This window comes from Dehalococcoidia bacterium, assembly GCA_003597995.1.
Classification (GTDB): Bacteria; Chloroflexota; Dehalococcoidia; order Dehalococcoidales; family UBA1222; genus SURF-27.
Genome location: QZJY01000041.1, coordinates 1 through 18,033 on the forward strand (window position 1 = coordinate 1; position 18,033 = coordinate 18,033).

The 18,033-nt window shown below is 53.7% G+C and carries 21 protein-coding genes; 14 read left to right on the forward strand and 7 right to left on the reverse strand.

The annotated features are described in order from the left end of the window. The first annotated feature begins 268 nt into the window (after window positions 1-268). Genes C4542_05700 through yedF form a run of 5 tightly spaced genes read left to right on the forward strand, consistent with a single transcriptional unit; the run spans window position 269 to window position 3,721 of the window. Window positions 269-1,423 carry a YedE-related selenium metabolism membrane protein gene (locus tag C4542_05700; protein RJO61709.1) on the forward strand — a complete coding sequence of 385 codons (1,155 nt, stop codon included), beginning with the start codon at window positions 269-271 and terminating at the stop codon, window positions 1,421-1,423. A gap of 25 nt (window positions 1,424-1,448) precedes the next feature. Then, window positions 1,449-1,988 (forward strand): DUF3343 domain-containing protein, encoded by a 540-nt coding sequence (locus C4542_05705; GenBank protein ID RJO61710.1) that lies wholly within the window; start codon window positions 1,449-1,451, stop codon window positions 1,986-1,988. Continuing rightward, window positions 1,988-2,893 carry a sugar kinase gene (locus C4542_05710; protein ID RJO61725.1) on the forward strand — a complete coding sequence of 302 codons (906 nt, stop codon included), beginning with the start codon at window positions 1,988-1,990 and terminating at the stop codon, window positions 2,891-2,893. The genes C4542_05705 and C4542_05710 overlap by 1 nt, the downstream gene beginning before the upstream one ends. Beyond that, window positions 2,886-3,101: a SirA family protein gene (locus C4542_05715; protein ID RJO61711.1), complete on the forward strand. Its 216-nt coding sequence runs from the start codon at window positions 2,886-2,888 to the stop codon at window positions 3,099-3,101. Before C4542_05710 ends, C4542_05715 begins: the two co-directional genes overlap by 8 nt. Window positions 3,102-3,121: 20 nt before the next feature. Beyond that, window positions 3,122-3,721 carry a sulfurtransferase-like selenium metabolism protein YedF gene (gene yedF, locus C4542_05720; GenBank protein ID RJO61712.1) on the forward strand — a complete coding sequence of 200 codons (600 nt, stop codon included), beginning with the start codon at window positions 3,122-3,124 and terminating at the stop codon, window positions 3,719-3,721. Window positions 3,722-3,921: 200 nt separating this feature from the next. Here yedF and lpdA read toward each other — a convergent pair whose 3' ends face one another. Both lpdA and gcvH read right to left on the reverse strand, forming a co-directional pair. Further along, window positions 3,922-5,301, reverse strand: coding sequence for a dihydrolipoyl dehydrogenase (gene lpdA / locus C4542_05725; protein ID RJO61713.1), 1,380 nt, complete (start codon window positions 5,299-5,301; stop codon window positions 3,922-3,924). A gap of 9 nt (window positions 5,302-5,310) precedes the next feature. Next, window positions 5,311-5,691 (reverse strand): glycine cleavage system protein GcvH, encoded by a 381-nt coding sequence (gcvH, locus tag C4542_05730; protein RJO61714.1) that lies wholly within the window; start codon window positions 5,689-5,691, stop codon window positions 5,311-5,313. Window positions 5,692-5,910: 219 nt separating this feature from the next. Between gcvH and C4542_05735 the strand changes: the two genes are divergently transcribed. The 9 genes from C4542_05735 (at window position 5,911) to C4542_05775 (ending at window position 13,309) form a co-directional block, all read left to right on the forward strand. After that, the gene (locus tag C4542_05735; GenBank protein ID RJO61726.1) at window positions 5,911-6,399 is read left to right on the forward strand and encodes a DUF3343 domain-containing protein; all 489 of its coding nucleotides are present in this window, start codon (window positions 5,911-5,913) and stop codon (window positions 6,397-6,399) included. 2 nt (window positions 6,400-6,401) lie between these two features. Next, on the forward strand, window positions 6,402-7,274 hold the full coding sequence (locus C4542_05740) for a sugar kinase (GenBank protein RJO61715.1): 873 nt from the start codon (window positions 6,402-6,404) through the stop codon (window positions 7,272-7,274). Between the two features lie 44 nt (window positions 7,275-7,318). Further along, window positions 7,319-7,861: a cytochrome C gene (locus tag C4542_05745; protein ID RJO61716.1), complete on the forward strand. Its 543-nt coding sequence runs from the start codon at window positions 7,319-7,321 to the stop codon at window positions 7,859-7,861. After that, window positions 7,858-8,352, forward strand: coding sequence for a hypothetical protein (locus C4542_05750; protein RJO61717.1), 495 nt, complete (start codon window positions 7,858-7,860; stop codon window positions 8,350-8,352). Before C4542_05745 ends, C4542_05750 begins: the two co-directional genes overlap by 4 nt. A gap of 373 nt (window positions 8,353-8,725) precedes the next feature. Then, window positions 8,726-10,183, forward strand: coding sequence for a hypothetical protein (locus C4542_05755; protein ID RJO61727.1), 1,458 nt, complete (start codon window positions 8,726-8,728; stop codon window positions 10,181-10,183). A 170-nt stretch (window positions 10,184-10,353) separates the two neighbouring features. Continuing rightward, window positions 10,354-12,120, forward strand: a complete 1,767-nt coding sequence (locus C4542_05760) for a threonine--tRNA ligase (protein ID RJO61718.1) — start codon at window positions 10,354-10,356, stop codon at window positions 12,118-12,120. 81 nt (window positions 12,121-12,201) lie between these two features. After that, a complete protein-coding gene (locus C4542_05765; protein ID RJO61728.1) occupies window positions 12,202-12,753 on the forward strand; it encodes a translation initiation factor IF-3 in 552 nt (183 codons plus the stop codon). After that, a complete protein-coding gene (locus tag C4542_05770) occupies window positions 12,740-12,943 on the forward strand; it encodes a 50S ribosomal protein L35 (GenBank protein ID RJO61719.1) in 204 nt (67 codons plus the stop codon). Before C4542_05765 ends, C4542_05770 begins: the two co-directional genes overlap by 14 nt. Window positions 12,944-12,955: 12 nt before the next feature. Continuing rightward, window positions 12,956-13,309 (forward strand): 50S ribosomal protein L20, encoded by a 354-nt coding sequence (locus C4542_05775; GenBank protein ID RJO61720.1) that lies wholly within the window; start codon window positions 12,956-12,958, stop codon window positions 13,307-13,309. Window positions 13,310-13,647: 338 nt separating this feature from the next. Here C4542_05775 and C4542_05780 read toward each other — a convergent pair whose 3' ends face one another. Genes C4542_05780 through C4542_05800 form a run of 5 tightly spaced genes read right to left on the reverse strand, consistent with a single transcriptional unit; the run spans window position 13,648 to window position 17,768 of the window. Then, a complete protein-coding gene (locus C4542_05780) occupies window positions 13,648-14,409 on the reverse strand; it encodes a DUF1295 domain-containing protein (protein ID RJO61721.1) in 762 nt (253 codons plus the stop codon). Further along, a complete protein-coding gene (locus tag C4542_05785) occupies window positions 14,406-15,398 on the reverse strand; it encodes an NAD-dependent epimerase/dehydratase family protein (GenBank protein ID RJO61722.1) in 993 nt (330 codons plus the stop codon). The genes C4542_05780 and C4542_05785 overlap by 4 nt, the downstream gene beginning before the upstream one ends. Window positions 15,399-15,411: 13 nt before the next feature. Beyond that, window positions 15,412-16,137 (reverse strand): amino acid ABC transporter ATP-binding protein, encoded by a 726-nt coding sequence (locus C4542_05790; protein RJO61729.1) that lies wholly within the window; start codon window positions 16,135-16,137, stop codon window positions 15,412-15,414. A 12-nt stretch (window positions 16,138-16,149) separates the two neighbouring features. Beyond that, window positions 16,150-16,977 carry an amino acid ABC transporter permease gene (locus C4542_05795; GenBank protein RJO61723.1) on the reverse strand — a complete coding sequence of 276 codons (828 nt, stop codon included), beginning with the start codon at window positions 16,975-16,977 and terminating at the stop codon, window positions 16,150-16,152. A gap of 53 nt (window positions 16,978-17,030) precedes the next feature. Then, on the reverse strand, window positions 17,031-17,768 hold the full coding sequence (locus tag C4542_05800) for a basic amino acid ABC transporter substrate-binding protein (GenBank protein RJO61724.1): 738 nt from the start codon (window positions 17,766-17,768) through the stop codon (window positions 17,031-17,033). Between the last annotated feature and the right edge of the window lie 265 nt (window positions 17,769-18,033).

Genomic DNA, 18,033 nt, shown 5'->3' on the forward strand with positions numbered 1-18,033 from the left:
TTCCAACATGCTGCGTCGTGTCACCTTGCCCTCCTTTGGTAACACCAATTTTGACGCAACTATCTCCCTTTCAGTAACTTCTATTATGAAGCAATGCGAGGTATTGACTTCCCGGCTTTTAATCCATATAATTTATGCCGAGTAAAAGTCTGACTTATACTGGTCGGCTGATATATTCGATTATTCAGGTCAGGAGGTGAAGCGACAAGAATAATATTGTTGAGGGGCACGAGCAAAAAGTATTATAATCAAAAAGGAGGACGGATTGATGGATTTTCTGGGTAAAAGCAAGTGGATAATCCTAGGCGGCTTTGTGTTCGGCGTGCTGGGTGCCCTTGCGGTGAACTGGGGCAACCCCAACAACATGGGTATTTGTGTTGCCTGCTTTTTGCGGGATATTGCCGGAGCATTGAAGCTGCAAACAGCCGCAGCGGTACAATATCTGCGGCCTGAAATTTTAGGTTTTGCGTTGGGAGCCTTCGGGACTTCACTAGCTTTCCGCGAATGGCGGCCGCGCGGCGGCTCTTCCCCTATCATTCGTTTTATACTGGCCATGTGCGTCATGGCCGGAGCACTGGTTTTCCTTGGTTGTCCCGTCCGCATGCTGCTGCGCCTCGGCGGCGGTGACCTAAGCGCCCTAGTGGCTCTCGGTGGTATGATCGCGGGCATTCTGGTGGGTGTATTCTTCCTAAAAAGGGGCTTCACCCTGGGCCGCGCCACTAAATTACCGGCCGCAGCAGGACTCATCATCCCCATCTTCGCACTTGCCTTCTTCGTACTGTTGATAGTCAAGTGGGGCGCGCTGGCTTTCACCACTACTGCTACTGCTCCTGGTGCCCAGCACGTTAACCCCTGGCTGGGTCTGGGGCTTGGCCTCGTTGTCGGCTTTATCGTGCAGCGCACGCGTTTCTGCTCTATCGGCGGCTGGCGCGATTTATTCCTGGCAAAGGATTTCTATCTTTTCAGCGGCCTGGCGGCATTTGTGATTGGCGCTCTGGCGACCAACTATATCGTCGGCAACTTCAGCACTGGCGGGTTGCTGGGTTCTCCTCACGGTGACATTATCTATCACTGGGGTGTTACCAAGCAGCCGATTGCGCTGCCGTATGTAGATGCAGCAGGCGCGATTGCCTGGCCGCAGTATATCTGGACGTTCCTGGGTTTCAGCCTGGTCGGACTGGCGGCCACCCAGATGGGCGGATGCCCGCTGCGCAACATTGCGCTGGCCGGTGAAGGCGATACCGACGCCGGCGTTAGCGTCCTGGGTTATATTGCTGGCGGAGCCATTGCCATGAACTTGCTCTTTGCCTCCAGCGCTGGCGCTACTGGGAATCTGGGCAAGTATGCAATATGGGCGGTAGTGGCTGGTCTGCTGTTCTGTCTGGCCATAGGTTTCATGATGCGTGAAAAGGAAGCTGCTTAAGGGAAATACGGTCTAAGGAGTGTTCATGGAGGCTACAAAACAGAAAAAGGCCAACTTCGTGGGCGACGGCATCATCATTTTTCATGATGTTGCCGGTGCCATGAAAGGCGAGCGGACGGTGCGCGCCGCCGCATACGAGGTCAAACTGGTGGCGCCACCCCCCGAGCTGCGCATGGGATGTGACCTGGCACTGGAAATCAACCTGGTAGAACAGGCCGGCATCGAGCGCCTGTTCAAAGAGAAGAGTGTCCCCTTTGTGAGCATCATGCCACTCAAGAAGAACGCCTCACAGATGTGCGACATCGTCAAGGTGACCGACTTCGGCAAGTGGGTGATGGTCAAGGCCGGCAACATGAAGCTCTCCTTCGAAAAGGGAAGCGGACTTATCGTCAATGTCTCCGGCGGCGGATGTCCCGACATTCCGTACCTGAATGCCGAGATGGTGGACAAGCCTCTCGCCTCAGCGCCCCACCCCAACGTGCTGGGTTATACGCTGTGCGCCACCATGCTGCAACGGGCTTACGAAGAAGCCCTTAGCATTTACAACGGAGGTGGTGTTTCATGATGCTCCTTTTTGGTACTGTGCCAAGCAAAGACCTGCCGATGACCTACGGCCAGGTACGGCAGGAAGGCGACTATCTGTTTGCTGATGGCCAGCGTTTTTCGCGCACCCAGGGCACCGGCGCCATGATAAGCGCGGCGCTGGCCATGACCGACTACTTCAAACTGGAAGCCCCGCACGTTCTGATTGCCGGCGATATCGGCGACGGAAAAGGGACGCGCGATATGTATAAATATCTGACGGAGCACGTCGTGGAGCTCGCGCCTGAAGTGCTCACCATGCATTACAGCCTGCCTATCATGGCGCTGCTCAAGAAACTCCTGGAGACGATAAAGGGCTGCGCCAAACGCCCCTTTATGATTGCCGATGCCGGCGCCATGTATGCCGCCAAGGGCGCCGGGCTGGCCTCGGAGTTCGACATCTTCACCCCCGACCCCTCCGAGATTGCCTTCCTGGCGGACCCGCAGGCCACCCATCCAGCCTACATATCGCATCACCTGTTTGCCTGCGACGCCGACAAAATTCCCGGCCAGATAGCCGATGCTTTCAAAAACAACAGCGCGGCCAAACTGCTGCTGGTCAAGGGTAAAACCGATTACATCGCGATGAACGGAGAGATACTGGCGACCATCACCGAACCCAACGTGCCAACGCTGGAACCCATCGGCGGCACCGGCGATACTATTACCGGCCTTGTCTCCGGGCTGGTGTATGCCGGACTGGAACCCAAGGATGCCGCTATCTACGCCTGCCGCACCAACCGCATGGCCGGTTTGCTGGCCCAGCCGACTCCTGCCACCAAAGTCAAAGAAGTCATCGACCAGTTCTCTGTGGTAGCCGCACAGAACTATTGCTCGTGGACTGGCGTTTGCGAGGCAACGCCTGTAAATAGGAGGCGTCATGTTTGAAGTTGATGCTCTGGGTCTGGCCTGCCCCATCCCGGTAGTGCGCGTGCAAAAGGCTATGGCCAGCCATCCGAATGAACCGCTTCTGGTAAAGGTGGACAACCGTGCCGCCAAAGAAAACGTGACGCGCCTGGCGCAGAATAAGGGTTACAACGTCAAAAGCGGGCAATTCGGGGAGGAAATCCATATCGAGTTAACTCCCAAACCGTGAGGAGCCGCTAGGAGGAAGAAATGGTCAAAGAGGTCGATTGCCGCAAGCTGACATGCCCGCTACCGGTGGTAAATACCAAAAAGGCGCTGGAACAAGCGCACGGCGAGAATCTGCTGGTCGTGGTCGACAACATCGTGAGCCGCGACAACGTGCGCCGTTTCGTGCAGAGCCAGGGGCACGAGGTAAAAATCGAAGACCGGGGCGGCGGGCTGTTCTACATGCATATTACACCTAACCCTGAAGCGGGCAAAAAGCCTGCCGGAGCGGCGAACATTCCTACCAGTGGCGGAGTGGTTGTATTTATTACGACCGACCAGCTGGGGGTGGGCGACGAGCGGTTGGGGCAGATATTGATGAAAGCCTTCCTCAACACGCTGCACGACTCCGAGCCCAAGCCCGAGAAAATCATGTTCATCAATAACGGCGTGAAGCTGACCACGGAAGGCTCCGAAGTTCTGGACAGCCTGGCGGCGCTGACGGCAGACGGCGTGCAGATAATGTCCTGCGGGACTTGTCTTAACTATTATGGGATTCTCGACAAATTAAAGTTCGGCATCGTTGGCAACATGTACGATATCGTCAACTCGCTGCTCGAAGCCGGCAAGGTCATTAAAATCTAGCCCCGGAATAGGGGTGAGGGGGAAAGTTAGGAATACCCCTCACCTTTAATCCTCTCCCCCAAGGGGAGAGGAGAGAATGGTTGACCACTCCTAGGGATTCTTCATCCCGCCTGCGGTAGGTAGGCTCAGAAAGACAATATACGTTCCGCAGGGGCGTCTGGCCAGACGCCCCTGCTTTCGAGAGTACGGCTTCGAGGGAGCTAGATTTCCATCCCGAACGCCGCTTCCCAAACTGCTTCGGAAAGGGTGGGGTGGAGATGAAGAGTCTGCTGGAGGTTATCGATGGTTGCACCCATCTTGACAGCCAGAGCGCACTCCGCTATGAGTTCGGCGGCCCCGGCTCCGACGATGTGGGCTCCTAGCAAAGTTCTAGTATTCTCCGAGACTATCAGTTTGACTAATCCGCGTCTTTCACCCTGTATAGTGGCCGAGGCATTGGCTGCCATGTTAGAACGCAGGCATTTGATTTTTAGACCCTTCAATAGCGCATCAGCCTCGGTTAGCCCCACGCTGGCAAGCTCGATAGGCGTATAAACGCAACGGGGGATGGCCGAATAGTCCATCGGCGTATTGCCCCCCAATGCGTTCCCGGCCGCAATGCGCCCTTCGGCCATGGCGACATAAGCCAGCATGGACTTGCCGGCCACATCACCGGCGGCAAATACGTTGGGGACGCTGGTGCGCATGTGGCCGTCCACTTCAATGCCGCGGGTACCGGCCTTTACGCCGCAACCGGATAGTCCCAGTCCTTCAAAAAAAGGCTTCTGCCCGATGGCGACGCAGACAGCTTCCGCATCAAGCGTTTTTCCCGCCTCTCCGCATCTGAAATGAACCCGCTTCACATCTGCAAGAGTTTCTATACGGTCGATTTGAGCGCCGGTGAATATCTGGATGCCCTCCTTCTTCAGCGCTCGCTCCAGTACCGGCGTGACCTCCGCATCCTCATTGGGCAGGATACGAGGCATTATTTCCAGAATGGTGACACTGGCACCCAATCCGTTGAAAATAGCCGCCAGTTCCACGCCCACCGCGCCTCCGCCAATCATTAGGAGGCTCTGCGGAATATGTTTAAGTTCCAGAACATCGCTGGAATACCAGATACCGGCGCTCTCCGCGCCCGGCACATCTAAATGGCGAGGGACTGAGCCTGTAGCGATGATAATCTTATCCGCTTTGAGAGTTTGAACAGCCCCATTGTCTCCGACTATCTCGATATGGTTTGGAGAGAGCAGGCGAGCCTTGCCGCGGACCACCGCGACGCCGCTTTCATCCATAAGCTGGGCTACGCCGGAGGTCATGATAGAAATAACGGCATTTTTCCTTTCGCGCAGCTTATTGACATCGATAGTTGCATTGCCGTTGTTGATGCCGAAGCTGGCGGCATTGTTGATTGAGCGTAATAGAGCCAGAGAATGGAGCAGTGTTTTGGTGGGTATGCAGGCCCTGTTGAGACAGGCTCCGCCGAGTTCGCCTTTTTCAATAAGGGTGACTTTAGCCCCCAATTTTGAAGCGCGGAGAGCGGCGCTATAGCCGGCGGGTCCGCTGCCGATGACCGCAACATCTGCTAAAAGGTCGGGCATCGCTTTTCTCTATTTCAGTATCAAATCTATATACTCTTTAGAGGAGAGAAGAAGGTCCAACTCTTCGGGATGGGTGGGTTTGACCAGCACCATCCATCCCTGACCATAAGGGTCTTTATTGACCAGTCCAGGTTTATCCTGGAGTTGAGCGTTTGTCTCTATGACACTTCCGCTTATGGGACATGTCAGGTCGGCGGCTGTCTTGGAGGATTCGAAAGAGGCGAAGGGCTCGCCGTGTTGTAAAAGAGTCCCCACCTTTGGCAAGTCCACATACACTATGTTTTTAAGCTGTTCCTGATAATGGTACGTCATTCCCAGGCGGACATTTCCGTCAGGTTCTTTTTTGCACCAGATGTGGTCCGGGCTATATAAAAGCTCGTTTGGATGCATAAGGCCCTCCGCGATGAGATACTTCAGGCAGTCATAAGCATATCATAGATAATTGGTAGAATAAAGCTATTTTGGGGCGTTTTAGTCTTGACAGAGCTTTCCCCTAAGTAATAAACTTACTGCGGCTATTCCACAGCCAGAATCAAACTGGGAGGTAGCGAATTGCCGGAAGAAGAAAAAGACAAAGCCCTGATTGTTTTTGACTACATCTATCATGCCATGCGCGCCAAGCCAGTTCTCGAAGAAGCCGGTTTCAAAGTACGAGAAGTAGCACCGCCGGTAGAATACCGCACAGGATGCGACCTGGCGGTGGAAGTGGACGCCACCGACGTGGATGCCGCCGAGAACGTCCTTATCGAAAAAGGCGTGATGATACTCGATATTCTGTTCATGCCAAAGGGAACCAAGCTCATACCCGTCTATCTTACCAAACTCATTAAAACGGTTGATTACGGTGACTATGTCATGGTGCGCTGCGGCAATATGAAAATCACATATCAAAAGGGGAGCGGCACCATCGTAAACATCTCCGGAGGCGGCTGCCCGGATATCCCATACCTGGGTATGAAGCTTTACGGGACGATAATCGGCCAGGGGCCGAAACCGCGCGCTCTGGGCAAGACGGTATGCGCCTATACGCTTGAACACGCCTACAACAAAGCGCTGGAAATATTCAGCAAAGAATCAAGCAAGAAGAAGGGGAAATAGAGATGTTGCTCTTAGTCGGTACCATACCTATTGAGACTCTGCCCCTGACCTACGGTCCTGTGCATTACCAACCCGACAAGCTCACCATTGGGGACTACACCCTCGAAGGCCAGTATGTAACGCTCGGCACCGCGGCTATGATTTCGGCGGCTTCCGCTACCTGCCAGGCGCTCGGCATCGCCGAACCCTACGCAGCGGTGGTGGGAGACACCGGCATGGGCGAAGGGACCATGAAGCTTCTCAAATTCCTCACCGAGGAGATAGCCAGATTATCTCCCAGTGTAGTCACGCTGCACTATATTTTACCGACGCGCGATCCCTTTATTAATTTCATCAACGTCGCTCATAAGATGGAAAAGCGGCCATTTCTTATCGCCGATGCCGGCGCCTTGCTCAACGCCAAGGCGGTCAAATTAGCTCCAAAATTCGACCTGTTCACACCCGACCCCGGAGAATTGAGCTTCCTGGCTGATCCCGACGCTGCCCACCCTGCATATGTCCAGCACTTCATATTCGATGTCGACCAGACCGAGGTGCCCAGGTTAAGCCAGGAGGCTTTTGCGCATGGAGACGCCCCGCGCTACATGATTGTCAAAGCCCCCATCGATCACGTGATTGTAGATGGCAAAGTCGTAGCGGTCATCAAAGAACCCAATATCCCCGCTCTGGAACCTATCGGAGGCACTGGAGACACCATAACTGGAGAAGTGTCAGCCCTCATTTCCAGCGGTATGGATGTGGTCGAGGCTTGCGTGGCTGCCAGCAAGATTAACAGGACCGCCGGTGAACTGGCACGTCCGACTCCCGCTACCACAATAGCTCAATTCATTCCACATATTAAGGAAGCAGTGAAGAAGGTAATGGGCCTCAAATAGCCCGCAAGTCGTTGTGACCTTTATCAGGAGTAAAGGAGGGCATATTGGAGATAGAACAGGCTAACATAACGCCAAACGTGAAGCCGCCCAGATGGAAGCCAAGCTTTAAATTGAGCGGCAACATGGCCCTCATCACCGGCATCACTATGGGGCTGCTGGCGGCGGTGGTGCAGGGGTATTTCGGCTTGCAGCCGCCGGCAGGTGACGGTATTTGCGGCATTTCCCACCCTGCCAATTTAGTCAACTGGCTGGTCAATAACATCTTCGGCACCAAGTTCACTATCCATAGCATTTTCGTCACGGTGCCGGTATTGACGTCGGTGGGATTCATCATCGGCTCTTTCATCGCGGCCATCAAAAACAAGGAATTCAAGCTGCGCCGCGGTCCGGTGCGGGACAATGTGCTGGCGTTCATACTGGGCTTTCTCATCATCAATTTTGGCCTGTTATGGGGGTCGTGCCCCATCCGCACGGCTATCCTGGCATCCTACGGGATGTTTTTTGCCATACTCATGCTGGGGATGATCGTGCTGGGCGTAGTGGTCGCCTGCATATATATAAAATGGAAGGTTAGGAGGGCGCAATGACGGGAATTTTCGCCTGGAAAATCGGCTTGGCTACGCTGGTTATCGGTGCGATCGTGGGTTATCTCGGCCAGCGTTCACGTTTTTGTACCATCTCCGGCGTTCGAGACTTTTTCCTGGTTAAAGACAGCTATCGCCTCAAGGGTCTGATAGGCATCTTTATCGGAGGCGTAATAGGTTTTGCCCTGGTGAATAAACTGGGCGGGACGCTCTCCAGTTTCACCAAACCCGGCGGCTGGCAGTTCATGCCCATGCTGAAGGACGGGCTCAATGTCACTCCGTCCATCCTCATTCCGCTCAGTGCCGTGGGGGCGTTCTTCATGGCATATTTTTCAGTCATGGCGGAAGGATGCCCATTCCGTCAGCATGTTATGGCGGGCGAAGGAAGGGTTTCTGGCATTATTTATATAGCGGGGTTGGTGCTCGGCGTTGTATTTTTTGATGTCGTAATCGTACCCTACCTGCAGCTCTTGACACTGAGATTTCCCAACTGAGCATCGCCGCCGAATCGAGGGATTATTTCAGGAGGGTTTGCCGGCTCGGTTAAGCAGGCACGCTCTTCGGGACAAGTGTGACAATCGATTACGAAAATATTTCAATTTTAGTAAAAAACATCTTGACAGGCAGGTTTATCAAGTATAAGCTTATCGATGGACGAAAAATAAATAATGGCTTTAAATCCGCACCAAGCAGATATACCCGGGTTTGGTGCGTGATTACTTTTACCTGACCGGGTGATGTTTGGATAAACAAATAATATAATATTGTAAGGAGAAATAAGGAGGCGCGATGGTCCCGAAGAATCAACCTGAATCAGAACAAACCGTAAAGGTAACTGCCGCAGGAGCGGCGCCAGGCCCTCAGGTAATGGTAAAGCCGTTACCTCAGATACTGGATGAAATGGAAGTCAATATCCAGAAGGCTGAAGAAGCCGCCGTCGCCGCGCGTGAAGCTTCCGCCGCTGCTGCCAAGGCTGCCAAAGAAGCGACTACAGCCGCGGAAAAGGCAGCTAAAGATGCTACCGCTTCGGCGATTGCCGCAGCCGCCAGGGCCGAAGAAATAGCTAAGGCTGCCATCAAGGCTTCCGAAAAAGCCAGTCAGGAAGCCGCGCGAGCCGAAAAACAGGTCACTGAAGCTGTGCGGAAGGCAGAAGAAGCTGCCAAGAAAGCCGAGGACACTGCTCGAGCGGCTAAAACGGCTTCGGAAGATGCCATTCGTCGCGCCGAAGAAGCTATCCGCAAGGCTGAAGCAGCTTCCAAGAAGGCTGAGGAGATGGCGCTGGCTGCCAAGGCTGCTGCCGAAGAGGCTATCCGGCGCGCTGAGGAAGCCGCCAAGAAAGCAGAAGAAGCTGCCCGTTTGGCTAAGAATGCCGCTGAAGAAGCTGCTCGTCGTGCAGAAGCCGCCGCCAAAAAAGCTGAAGAGACCGCTCGTGCCGCCAAATATGCCGCTGAGGAAGCCACTGCCAAAGCTGAAGAAGCCGCTCTGGCCGCCAAAGAGGCCGCGTTACTCGCCGCCAGAGCTTTTGAAGAAGCTGCGGCAAACGCCAGGGATAACGCCGCCGCCGCCAAAGCGGCCGCACTCGAAGCGATTAAAAATGCTCAGGCCGCCGGCAAGGTAGCCGACGAGAAAGCCAAGATCGCCAAGACCGCCGCGGCTCACGCGCTTTCAAAACTGACAGTAGAGTCTGCTCAGGAGGCTGATGCAGCCGGTCGCGACGCCAAGAATGCCGCTTCCGCCGCTTTCCGCCTGGCTGAGCAGGTTGCCCGCAAGGGCGATCAGACCGACATGGCCGGCGACATCGCTATTGCCGCCGCTACCCGCGTAAAAGGTATACTGGCTGAGAAGGTTGATGAGGCCGGTAAAGAGGCCAAAGAAGTTGCTTTGACAGCCTCAAAAGTAGCTGCTGAAACTGGCAAGAAAGCTGAAGCGGCTGATATTGTTGGTGATGAGGCTCTGGCCGCCGCCATGAAGGCTATCACCGCGCAGGCTACCGCCAAGGCTGAAGAAGCCGCCCGCAAGGCCGAAGTCGTGGCCAAGGGCGCCCGCGAAGCCGCCGAGACCGCCATGGGCGCCGCTCAAAAAGCTACGTCACGCGCTGAGGAAGCCGGCAGGGCATCGAGGGAAGCCACCGGCCGCGCCGAGGAAATCGCGCTGGCTGCCAAGAAGGCCGCCGAGGAAGCTCTGGCCAAGGCTGAAGAAGCCCTGATTAAGGCCGTTATCAAGAGACTGTCCCTCGGAAATTGGATCGCTGTTCTCGTAGTGATCTCCCTGGGTTCCATCATTGCAGCAGTAATGCTTTCAGCGCTGCTGCTTGGTATCAGGTAACAATTATTGAGTCGAGAGAGTATGAGGGAGGCTGCACGAGCAGCCTCCCTTCGGCATTGAAGACAGGGACCTTTATTGATATAATACCGGCTGATTGGATCCACTAGAGTTGCCTGCGTCCTCTGGCTCGGTCGGGTCAGGGGTTTTTGTTTAAATCCGAAGGTTGTAATATGAAAACCGATATGCAAAAGAACGATAGCAGCCTTGAAGCCATGCGGCACTCCGCCTCGCATATCATGGCACAGGCCGTTTTATCCTGTTTTCCCGATGCCCGCATGGGAATCGGCCCGGCCATAGAAAATGGTTTTTACTATGATTTTGAGCTTCCACGAGCCCTCACGCCGGAGGATTTACCGGTCATCGCGGACATCATGAAGTCGATTATTGCTAAGAATCTGCCATTTACCCGTGAAGAAGTCAGCAAAGCCGAAGCGCGCTTGGTCATGGCTTGCCAGCCCTACAAGTTGGAGCTCCTTGACGACATTCCCGACGAGATTGTGAGCCTCTATCGACAAGGAGCTTTCGTTGACCTCTGTCGCGGCCCGCACGTGGCTTCTACCGGCGACGTAAAGGCTTTCAAACTGACCAGCATCGCTGGCGCCTACTGGCGTGGCGACGAGAAGCGCCCCATGCTGCAACGCATTTACGGCGCGGCCTTCGCCACTCAAAAAGAACTGGACGATTACCTCAAACAGCAGGAAGAAGCAGCCAAACGCGACCACCGCAAGTTGGGCAGAGAGCTTGAAATCTTCATCTTCGACGATGAAATCGGCCCGGGACTGCCTTTGTGGCTGCCCAACGGCGGCGCCATGATAGAAGAACTCGAAAAACTGGCCAAGGATGTCGAACTCAAGCATGGCTATGTGCGTGTCAAGACCCCCCACATAACCAAAGAAACACTGTTTCAGCGCAGCGGGCATCTGCCGTATTATGCCGAGAGCATGTATCCCCCCATGGAACTCGAAGGCGTGCGGTACTATATCAAACCCATGAACTGCCCCATGCACCACAAAATATTCGCCAGCAAGCCGCGCAGCTACCGCGACCTGCCTTTGCGCCTGGCGGAATACGGCACCTGCTACCGTTACGAGAAATCCGGCGAGCTCTTCGGGTTGATGCGCGTGCGCTCGATGCAGATGAACGACGCTCACATCTACTGCTCGGAAAAACAATTCGAACAGGAATTCATGGCGGTCATCGACCTGTATCTGGGATACTTCAAAGTATTCGATATTTCCGATTACGTCATGCGTCTCAGCACCCATTCAATCGATGGACTGGGGAAAAAGTACGTCGATAACCCGTCACTCTGGCTGAAAACGGAAGACATGGTGCGCACGGCCATGCAACGCAATAATATCCCGTTCGTGGAGATCCCCGATGAAGCAGCTTTCTACGGCCCCAAGATTGACGTACAGGTTAAAAGCGCTATCGGCAAGGAGTTCACCCTGGCTACCAACCAGGTGGACTTCGCCCAGGCAGAGCGCTTCGAATTGGAATTCACGAATGAGCAAGGCGCCAAAGAACGTCCATTAATCATCCACCGCGCCCCCCTGAGCACGCACGAGCGCCTCATCGGTTTTCTCCTGGAGCACTATGGCGGGGCTTTCCCGGTGTGGCTGGCTTCCGTGCAGGCTGTGATCATTCCGGTCACAGATGGCCACGTCGAATATGCGGAAAAGCTCGATAAAGAGCTTAAAGAAATTGGCATCAGGGTAAAGGTGAACTCGCGCTCCGACCGCATGAACTACAAGATACGCGAAGCCCAGCTTGGGCGTGTACCCTATATGATTATCGTTGGCGATAAAGAGGTATCCGGAGGGACGATATCCGTGCGCCTCAGAAACGGCGAGCAGAAGAACAACATCTCGTTTGAGGAGTTCAAAAAGGCTGTCATCAAGGTTATTGTGGACAAAGCTAAAGATTTCGGGTTATAATGTCTAGTTGTGTCTTTGTAGTGGCACGAGATTTGTACGGAGGTATTGAACAGTATAATTAAGGAATTACGCGTTAACCAGATGATACGGGGCAGGGAAATACGCCTCGTCGGTGATAAGGGCGAGCAATTGGGCGTAATGCCCTTGTATCAGGCCCGAGAGGTAGCTGAAAAAGCCGGGCTCGATCTAGTGGAGGTGGCTCCCACGGCCGTACCGCCGGTTTGTCGCCTGATGGACTACGGTAAGTTTAAATACGTCCAGACCAAGAAAGAGCGTGAAGCCCGCAAGAGCCAGAAGGTAGTGCTGTTGAGAGAAGTCAGGTTACGCCCCAAAATAGGCGAACACGATTTTGACGCAAAGTCACGCACGGCTCACAAACTTCTCGAGGATGGAGATAAGGTTAAAGTTACCATTATGTTCCGCGGACGCGAGAATACCCATCCTGAACTCGGTATAAAGTTAATACAGCGCATGGCACAGTCGCTCGCCGACGTGTCAACAGTTGAAAGGGAACCGGTACGCGAGGGCGCCAGGCTTCATGCCATTCTCGCTCCGCTGCCGTCAGCCAAGACAAGCAAGCCAAAAGAAGAGTCAAAGGAAGAAACAGGGGAGTTACAAAATGCCAAAGCTTAAGACGCACAAAGGCGCCCGCAGCCGTTTTAATATTACCGGAACGGGTAAGATAATGCGCATGAAAGGCGGGAAAAGCCACTTGCGCCGCAACAAATCTGACAGGAGTAAGGGCCTGTTTGATGAAATGATACCGCTGAGCCCGCGCGACCGGGTGCGCATACAGCGGCTTATACCAAATGGTACAGGCTAAAGGAGGACTATTTTGGCTAGAGTGAAAAAAGGCGTTACCGCACGCCAGAGACATAAGAAAATACTGGACCTGATGAAGGGCCAACGGGCTACCAGGCATTCTTTATACAGACGCGCTCATGAGTCATTGCTGCACTCTTTGAGCTATGCCTACGCTCACAGGCGCGAACGTAAAGGCGATATGCGCCGGCTGTGGATAACTCGCATCAATGCAGCATGCCAGGCTAACGGCATGAGCTACAGCCAGTTTATCGAATCGCTCAAGAAAGCCGATATCGACCTCAACCGCAAAGTGCTGGCCGACATGGCGGTACGCGAGCCGGCGGCTTTTGCCGACCTGGTGCGCCAGGGACAATCCGCTCAGTAGCTTTTGATAATTCGAGTAACCTCGTTAAAGCGGGGTTACTCTTTTCATGACGGCAAACTCGATTAGACTCGATGGAGGAGTTAACACGATGAAAATGGTGGTTAAAAAAACATACTGCCCGGTGGATAAAAAACTAGTCATGCCCCGGGAGCAAAAGAACGGGGAAATCACTAAACTGCTCTGCCCCAAATGCGAGACTGTGCTTTACGTAAAAGAAGACTGGGGCTGGCGTTCCCCCCAAACCGAGGTTGCCGCTAAAAAGTAATCCATCCTCAGGCTGCTCAAGAGTGAAGAAGAGGGGTGAAAACCCCTCTTCTGTTTTATACAGGCAGGAGTAATTACCAGATGCCCGGTATGAGAATACGGCGTTCTTCCGGGTAATCAGCGAATTTGGATTTATACCACAGGTGGTTGGCGCGCGCTCGCGGTATGAGATTGGCCGCCGTCCAGATGGCGAAAGCCAAGCCGGGAAGCGACCAGGTAGCCAGTGCCCAGCCGCACCAGATGGCGAGCTCCCCCAGATAGTTGGGGCTGGAGACCCAGCGGTAGAATCCGCCGTAGGGAATTTTGTAGCTGCCTTCTTCATTCTGGCGCAAGCCGCCCAGGATACGGTCTGAATGGCGGTTGACCATAAAACCCGCCACGAACAACATGGCTCCCAGAATGAAACGCGGGTCGGATAACCACGCATTGTCGTAACCACCGGATAAGCTAAAAAGATAACGCCCGTTAAGATAGGCGTTTATGCAGTTGAAGAAAAGCCCGAAAGCGACAATCAGGATTGGAATACGTTTGGCCGGTCCGTGTAGCGAGAGAGGATAGATGAAAGCCCGGTGAACGTAATGCGCCTCCCACATGAACAGGAAAACAACTGCGGTCGATGAATCGCGGTGATTTCCCAGTATAAAGAAGAGGGCAAACAGCAAGGCCGAGGCGGACTCCATGACCATCCAACCCAGCTTGTTATCCAGAGTAGGCCCCCAGCCTTTACGCAAGTGACGGCCATATGGCGCCGTTACGAAAAACAAAAGGATGAACACGGCCGCAGCCAGTACCAGCCAGGCGATGATAATACCGTCGAAAATTGCGTGTTCGTTCATCTGGATTTCTCAGGCAACTGGCCGCAGTTGGCAAACCAGGTGAGTGTATCGCGGATGGTCTGCTCAAGCGGCCTGGGGTGATAGTCCAACTCTTTTTCAGCCTTTTCGTGGCTGATGTGGCGGTTGGAATTGATGGCGATAATCGAAGCCCTGGTGTAGAGAGGACGCCTTCCACGCAAATGCTCGAAGGTGGTGACCAGCGGGGCTCCGGCGCTCGCCAGCCATAACGGGCACGTGAACCCGGGAGAAGGGACACCCGTATTTCTTTCTACCATCCGGGCTATCTCGGCCAACGAAGCCCAGTGGCCTCCCAAAATGTATTTTGAACCGCGTGGCGCCAATTTTTCAGCTTGCATTGCGCCGTATACCACGTCGCGCACATCTATCCAGTCGAAGCCGCCCTTAACCAGCGCAGGGAGACTCCCGTGTGCCATGGAAAGCAGCATCTGCCCCTGGTGGGACGGCTGAAAATCGTGAGGGCCGATAATGGCAGTGGGGTTGAGGATGACGGCGTCCAATCCTCTTTCTACGACAGCCCGTACTGCGGCTTCCCCGGCTGCCTTGGAACGGTTGTAAGGAGGATGTTTCTGGCCGTGCGCCGGTGGACTCTTTTCATCTACTGGAATGTCCACGGGCTTTTGCTCGATGGCATCGATGGAACTGAAATGTATCATGCGGCGTACGCCGTGCTTCAAACACGCATCGGCGACATTGCGAGCGCCTGTTGTGTTGATAGCATGGAGTGTCTTCCAGCCACTCATCTCGATAGACACTCTGGCTGCAAGGTGATAAACAACGTCGGCTCCGGTAAAGGCTGCACTCAGCGAATCCGCATCGCAAATGTCTCCTCTGATTTTTTCAACAATGAGGCCATCAAAAGGCGAGGTGTTGTGATGCAATACAACGCGGACCTGCCGTCCTTCGGCCAGCAGGCTGCGGACAAGATTGTTCCCCACATGTCCGCTGGCGCCCGTTACGACGGTAATCATGTCAGGTTGATGTTTAGAGGTGCAGGATTTTACTGAGGAACAGCCTGGTTCTTTCGTGCTGAGGGTCGGAAAAAAATGTTTGAGGGCTGGCCTCTTCAAGGATTTGCCCTTCGTCCATGAAAATGATGCGCCTGGCGGCGGCTCTGGCAAAGCCCATCTCGTGGGAAACCACAACCATGGTCATACCCTCATGTGCTAGGTTTGTCATAACGTCCAGCACTTCTTTTATCATCTCTGGGTCGAGGGCGCTGGTAGGTTCATCGAAGAGCATTATTTTGGGATTCATGGCCAGGGCGCGTGCGATAGCCACACGCTGCTGCTGCCCGCCGGAAAGCTGCATTGGGAAGGCATCCGCTTTGTCCGGGATACCGACCTTATTGAGCAGGGCATTGGCTACTTGTGCTGCTTCTTCTTTGCAGCGGTTGCGCACCACACACTGCGCCAGTGTCAGGTTTTGCCTCACGGTGAGATGTGGAAAAAGGTTAAATGACTGAAAAACCATGCCGACCTCGCGGCGTACGGCATTGATGTTCTGGGCGCTATCGAGAGTTATGCCGTCAACCACTATCTTGCCGGCGTTGTATTCCTCCAGTCTGTTGATGCAGCGTAAGAGAGTGGATTTGCCCGAACCGGAAGGCCCTACAATGACCACAACTTCACTCTCGCTGACATCCAGGCTGACCCCGCGCAAGGCCTGAATGCGCCCAAAGCGCTTGTGGACGTGCTCTATGTGAATAATAGGCGCCACGTTTTACCTTTCAAAACGTGTTCTCTTTTCCAGCCATGAGACAACGCGGGAAGAGAACAGCGTTAGAATAAGATACATTAGGGCAACCATTATCCATACAGGTATGGGATTGAAGTGGTTGGACATATAAGTTTGACCGAGACGCGTCATGTCTGCGACGGCCACGACGCTTACCAGCGATGAATCTTTGAGCAGTGAAACAAACTCATTACCTACCGGTGGAAGCACTACTCTTATCGCCTGTGGCAGGACGATATGGCGCATAGCTTGAACATAAGTCATTCCCAGACTGCGTGCGGCTTCCATCTGCCCTTTGGGAATACTTTGGATGCCAGCACGAAATATTTCAGTCATATAAGCGCCATAGCAGAAGGTAAGCCCAAGTATCGCCATGGCGATTGGATTGGCGCGCCAGTCTGCCAGGAAGGCAATCCCGGTAGCGTCGCCGATCTTCTGTACAAGCGAAGGGAAAACAAAATACCACATGATAAGCTGTACGAGCAGAGGAATGCCGCGGATTATCTCGACGTACAGGCTTGCAAGACCGCGGAAAATGAAGTTTTTAGATAGTCGCCCAAGTGCGCCTAACATGCCGACTATTAGCATGAGTATATATGAGACTACCGTGACCACCGCGGTAACATTGAGCCCTTTAAGGATAAAACTGAAGATGCCTTTATATTCGTGCGAAGTGAGTATAAGGAGCACGACGAGGGCTACCACTAAAGCGACCAGCCACCACCACGGGTCACTCCGGGCGCTTGGTTCGGCTCCTGGAATGAGGGCTATCTTGCGCTCTTCCTGAGCTGTGGGGTCGGGTTTAGTTACCAATCTGTTTACCTAAAAAGAGGAGGGCTTTATGAGACCTCCTCTTTTTACCTGCTTTAGCTGGCAAGCCATTTTTGGACTAGTTGGTCGAGAATACCGGAGGCCTTGACGGCAGCGAGGCCCTGGTTGATCTTATTTAAAAGGTCTGTTTTGCCTTTGGCTACGGCAATGCCATAGCTCTCTGTGGTCAGGGAGCCGCCGACGATTTTAAGCGTGCTGGCGTTTTTATTAGCATAACCTTCGGCGATGGGCGTATCGCAGATGACTGCATCGATCTGCCCGTTCAAGAGGTCCTGGATGGCTAGGCCGATCTGGTTGTAAGACTTGACCGTAGCTCCTGCGGTGTCTTTTGCCAGGCTCTCACCGGTAGTTCCCAGCTGCGCTCCTAACTTTTTACCTTTGAGACTATCCTGGCTGGTTATCGAAGTGTTATTTTTCTGGACTACGATCATCTGCCCGGCAATGTAATAGGGGTCAGAAAACAGCATGTTCTGGGCGCGATCGGGCAGGATGGTGATGGAAGAGATGGCGGCATCGTAGGTGCCTTGGGCCATGCCGGCCAGCAAGGGGTCGAAGCCCACGTTCTGATACTCGATTTCGATGCCAGCCTTTTCGGCGATGGCATTCATGAGGTCAATGTCGAAACCGACAATTTTGTTCTGGTCGTCAACATATTCGAATGGCGGCCAGGTGGCATCGGTAGCGATGATGTACTTCGTGCTTTTTCCGCCGCAGGCGGAAAGGGTTAGTGTGACCAGGACCAATGCGAGAAAAACAGGGAATAACCGTTTCACCTTTTATATCCTCCTTCTAAAATCCATAATCTCCAGCCAAAATTGAGTCTAGCTTACATAAGATGGTCAAGTTTTGATTATATGCACGAGCAAGCGTATTCATCCATTAGACTTTTGGGAAGTTGAATGGCAGAAGTGTACAACATTTTTCACCGAAATGTCTATAGGATGTAAGAGTCCAGTACATATTGGATTTTTGGGGGTTAGTGACAAAGTTATCCAAATAGTAGCGCAAAGGCGGAAGTTTTCCAATAGCCCGGTGAGG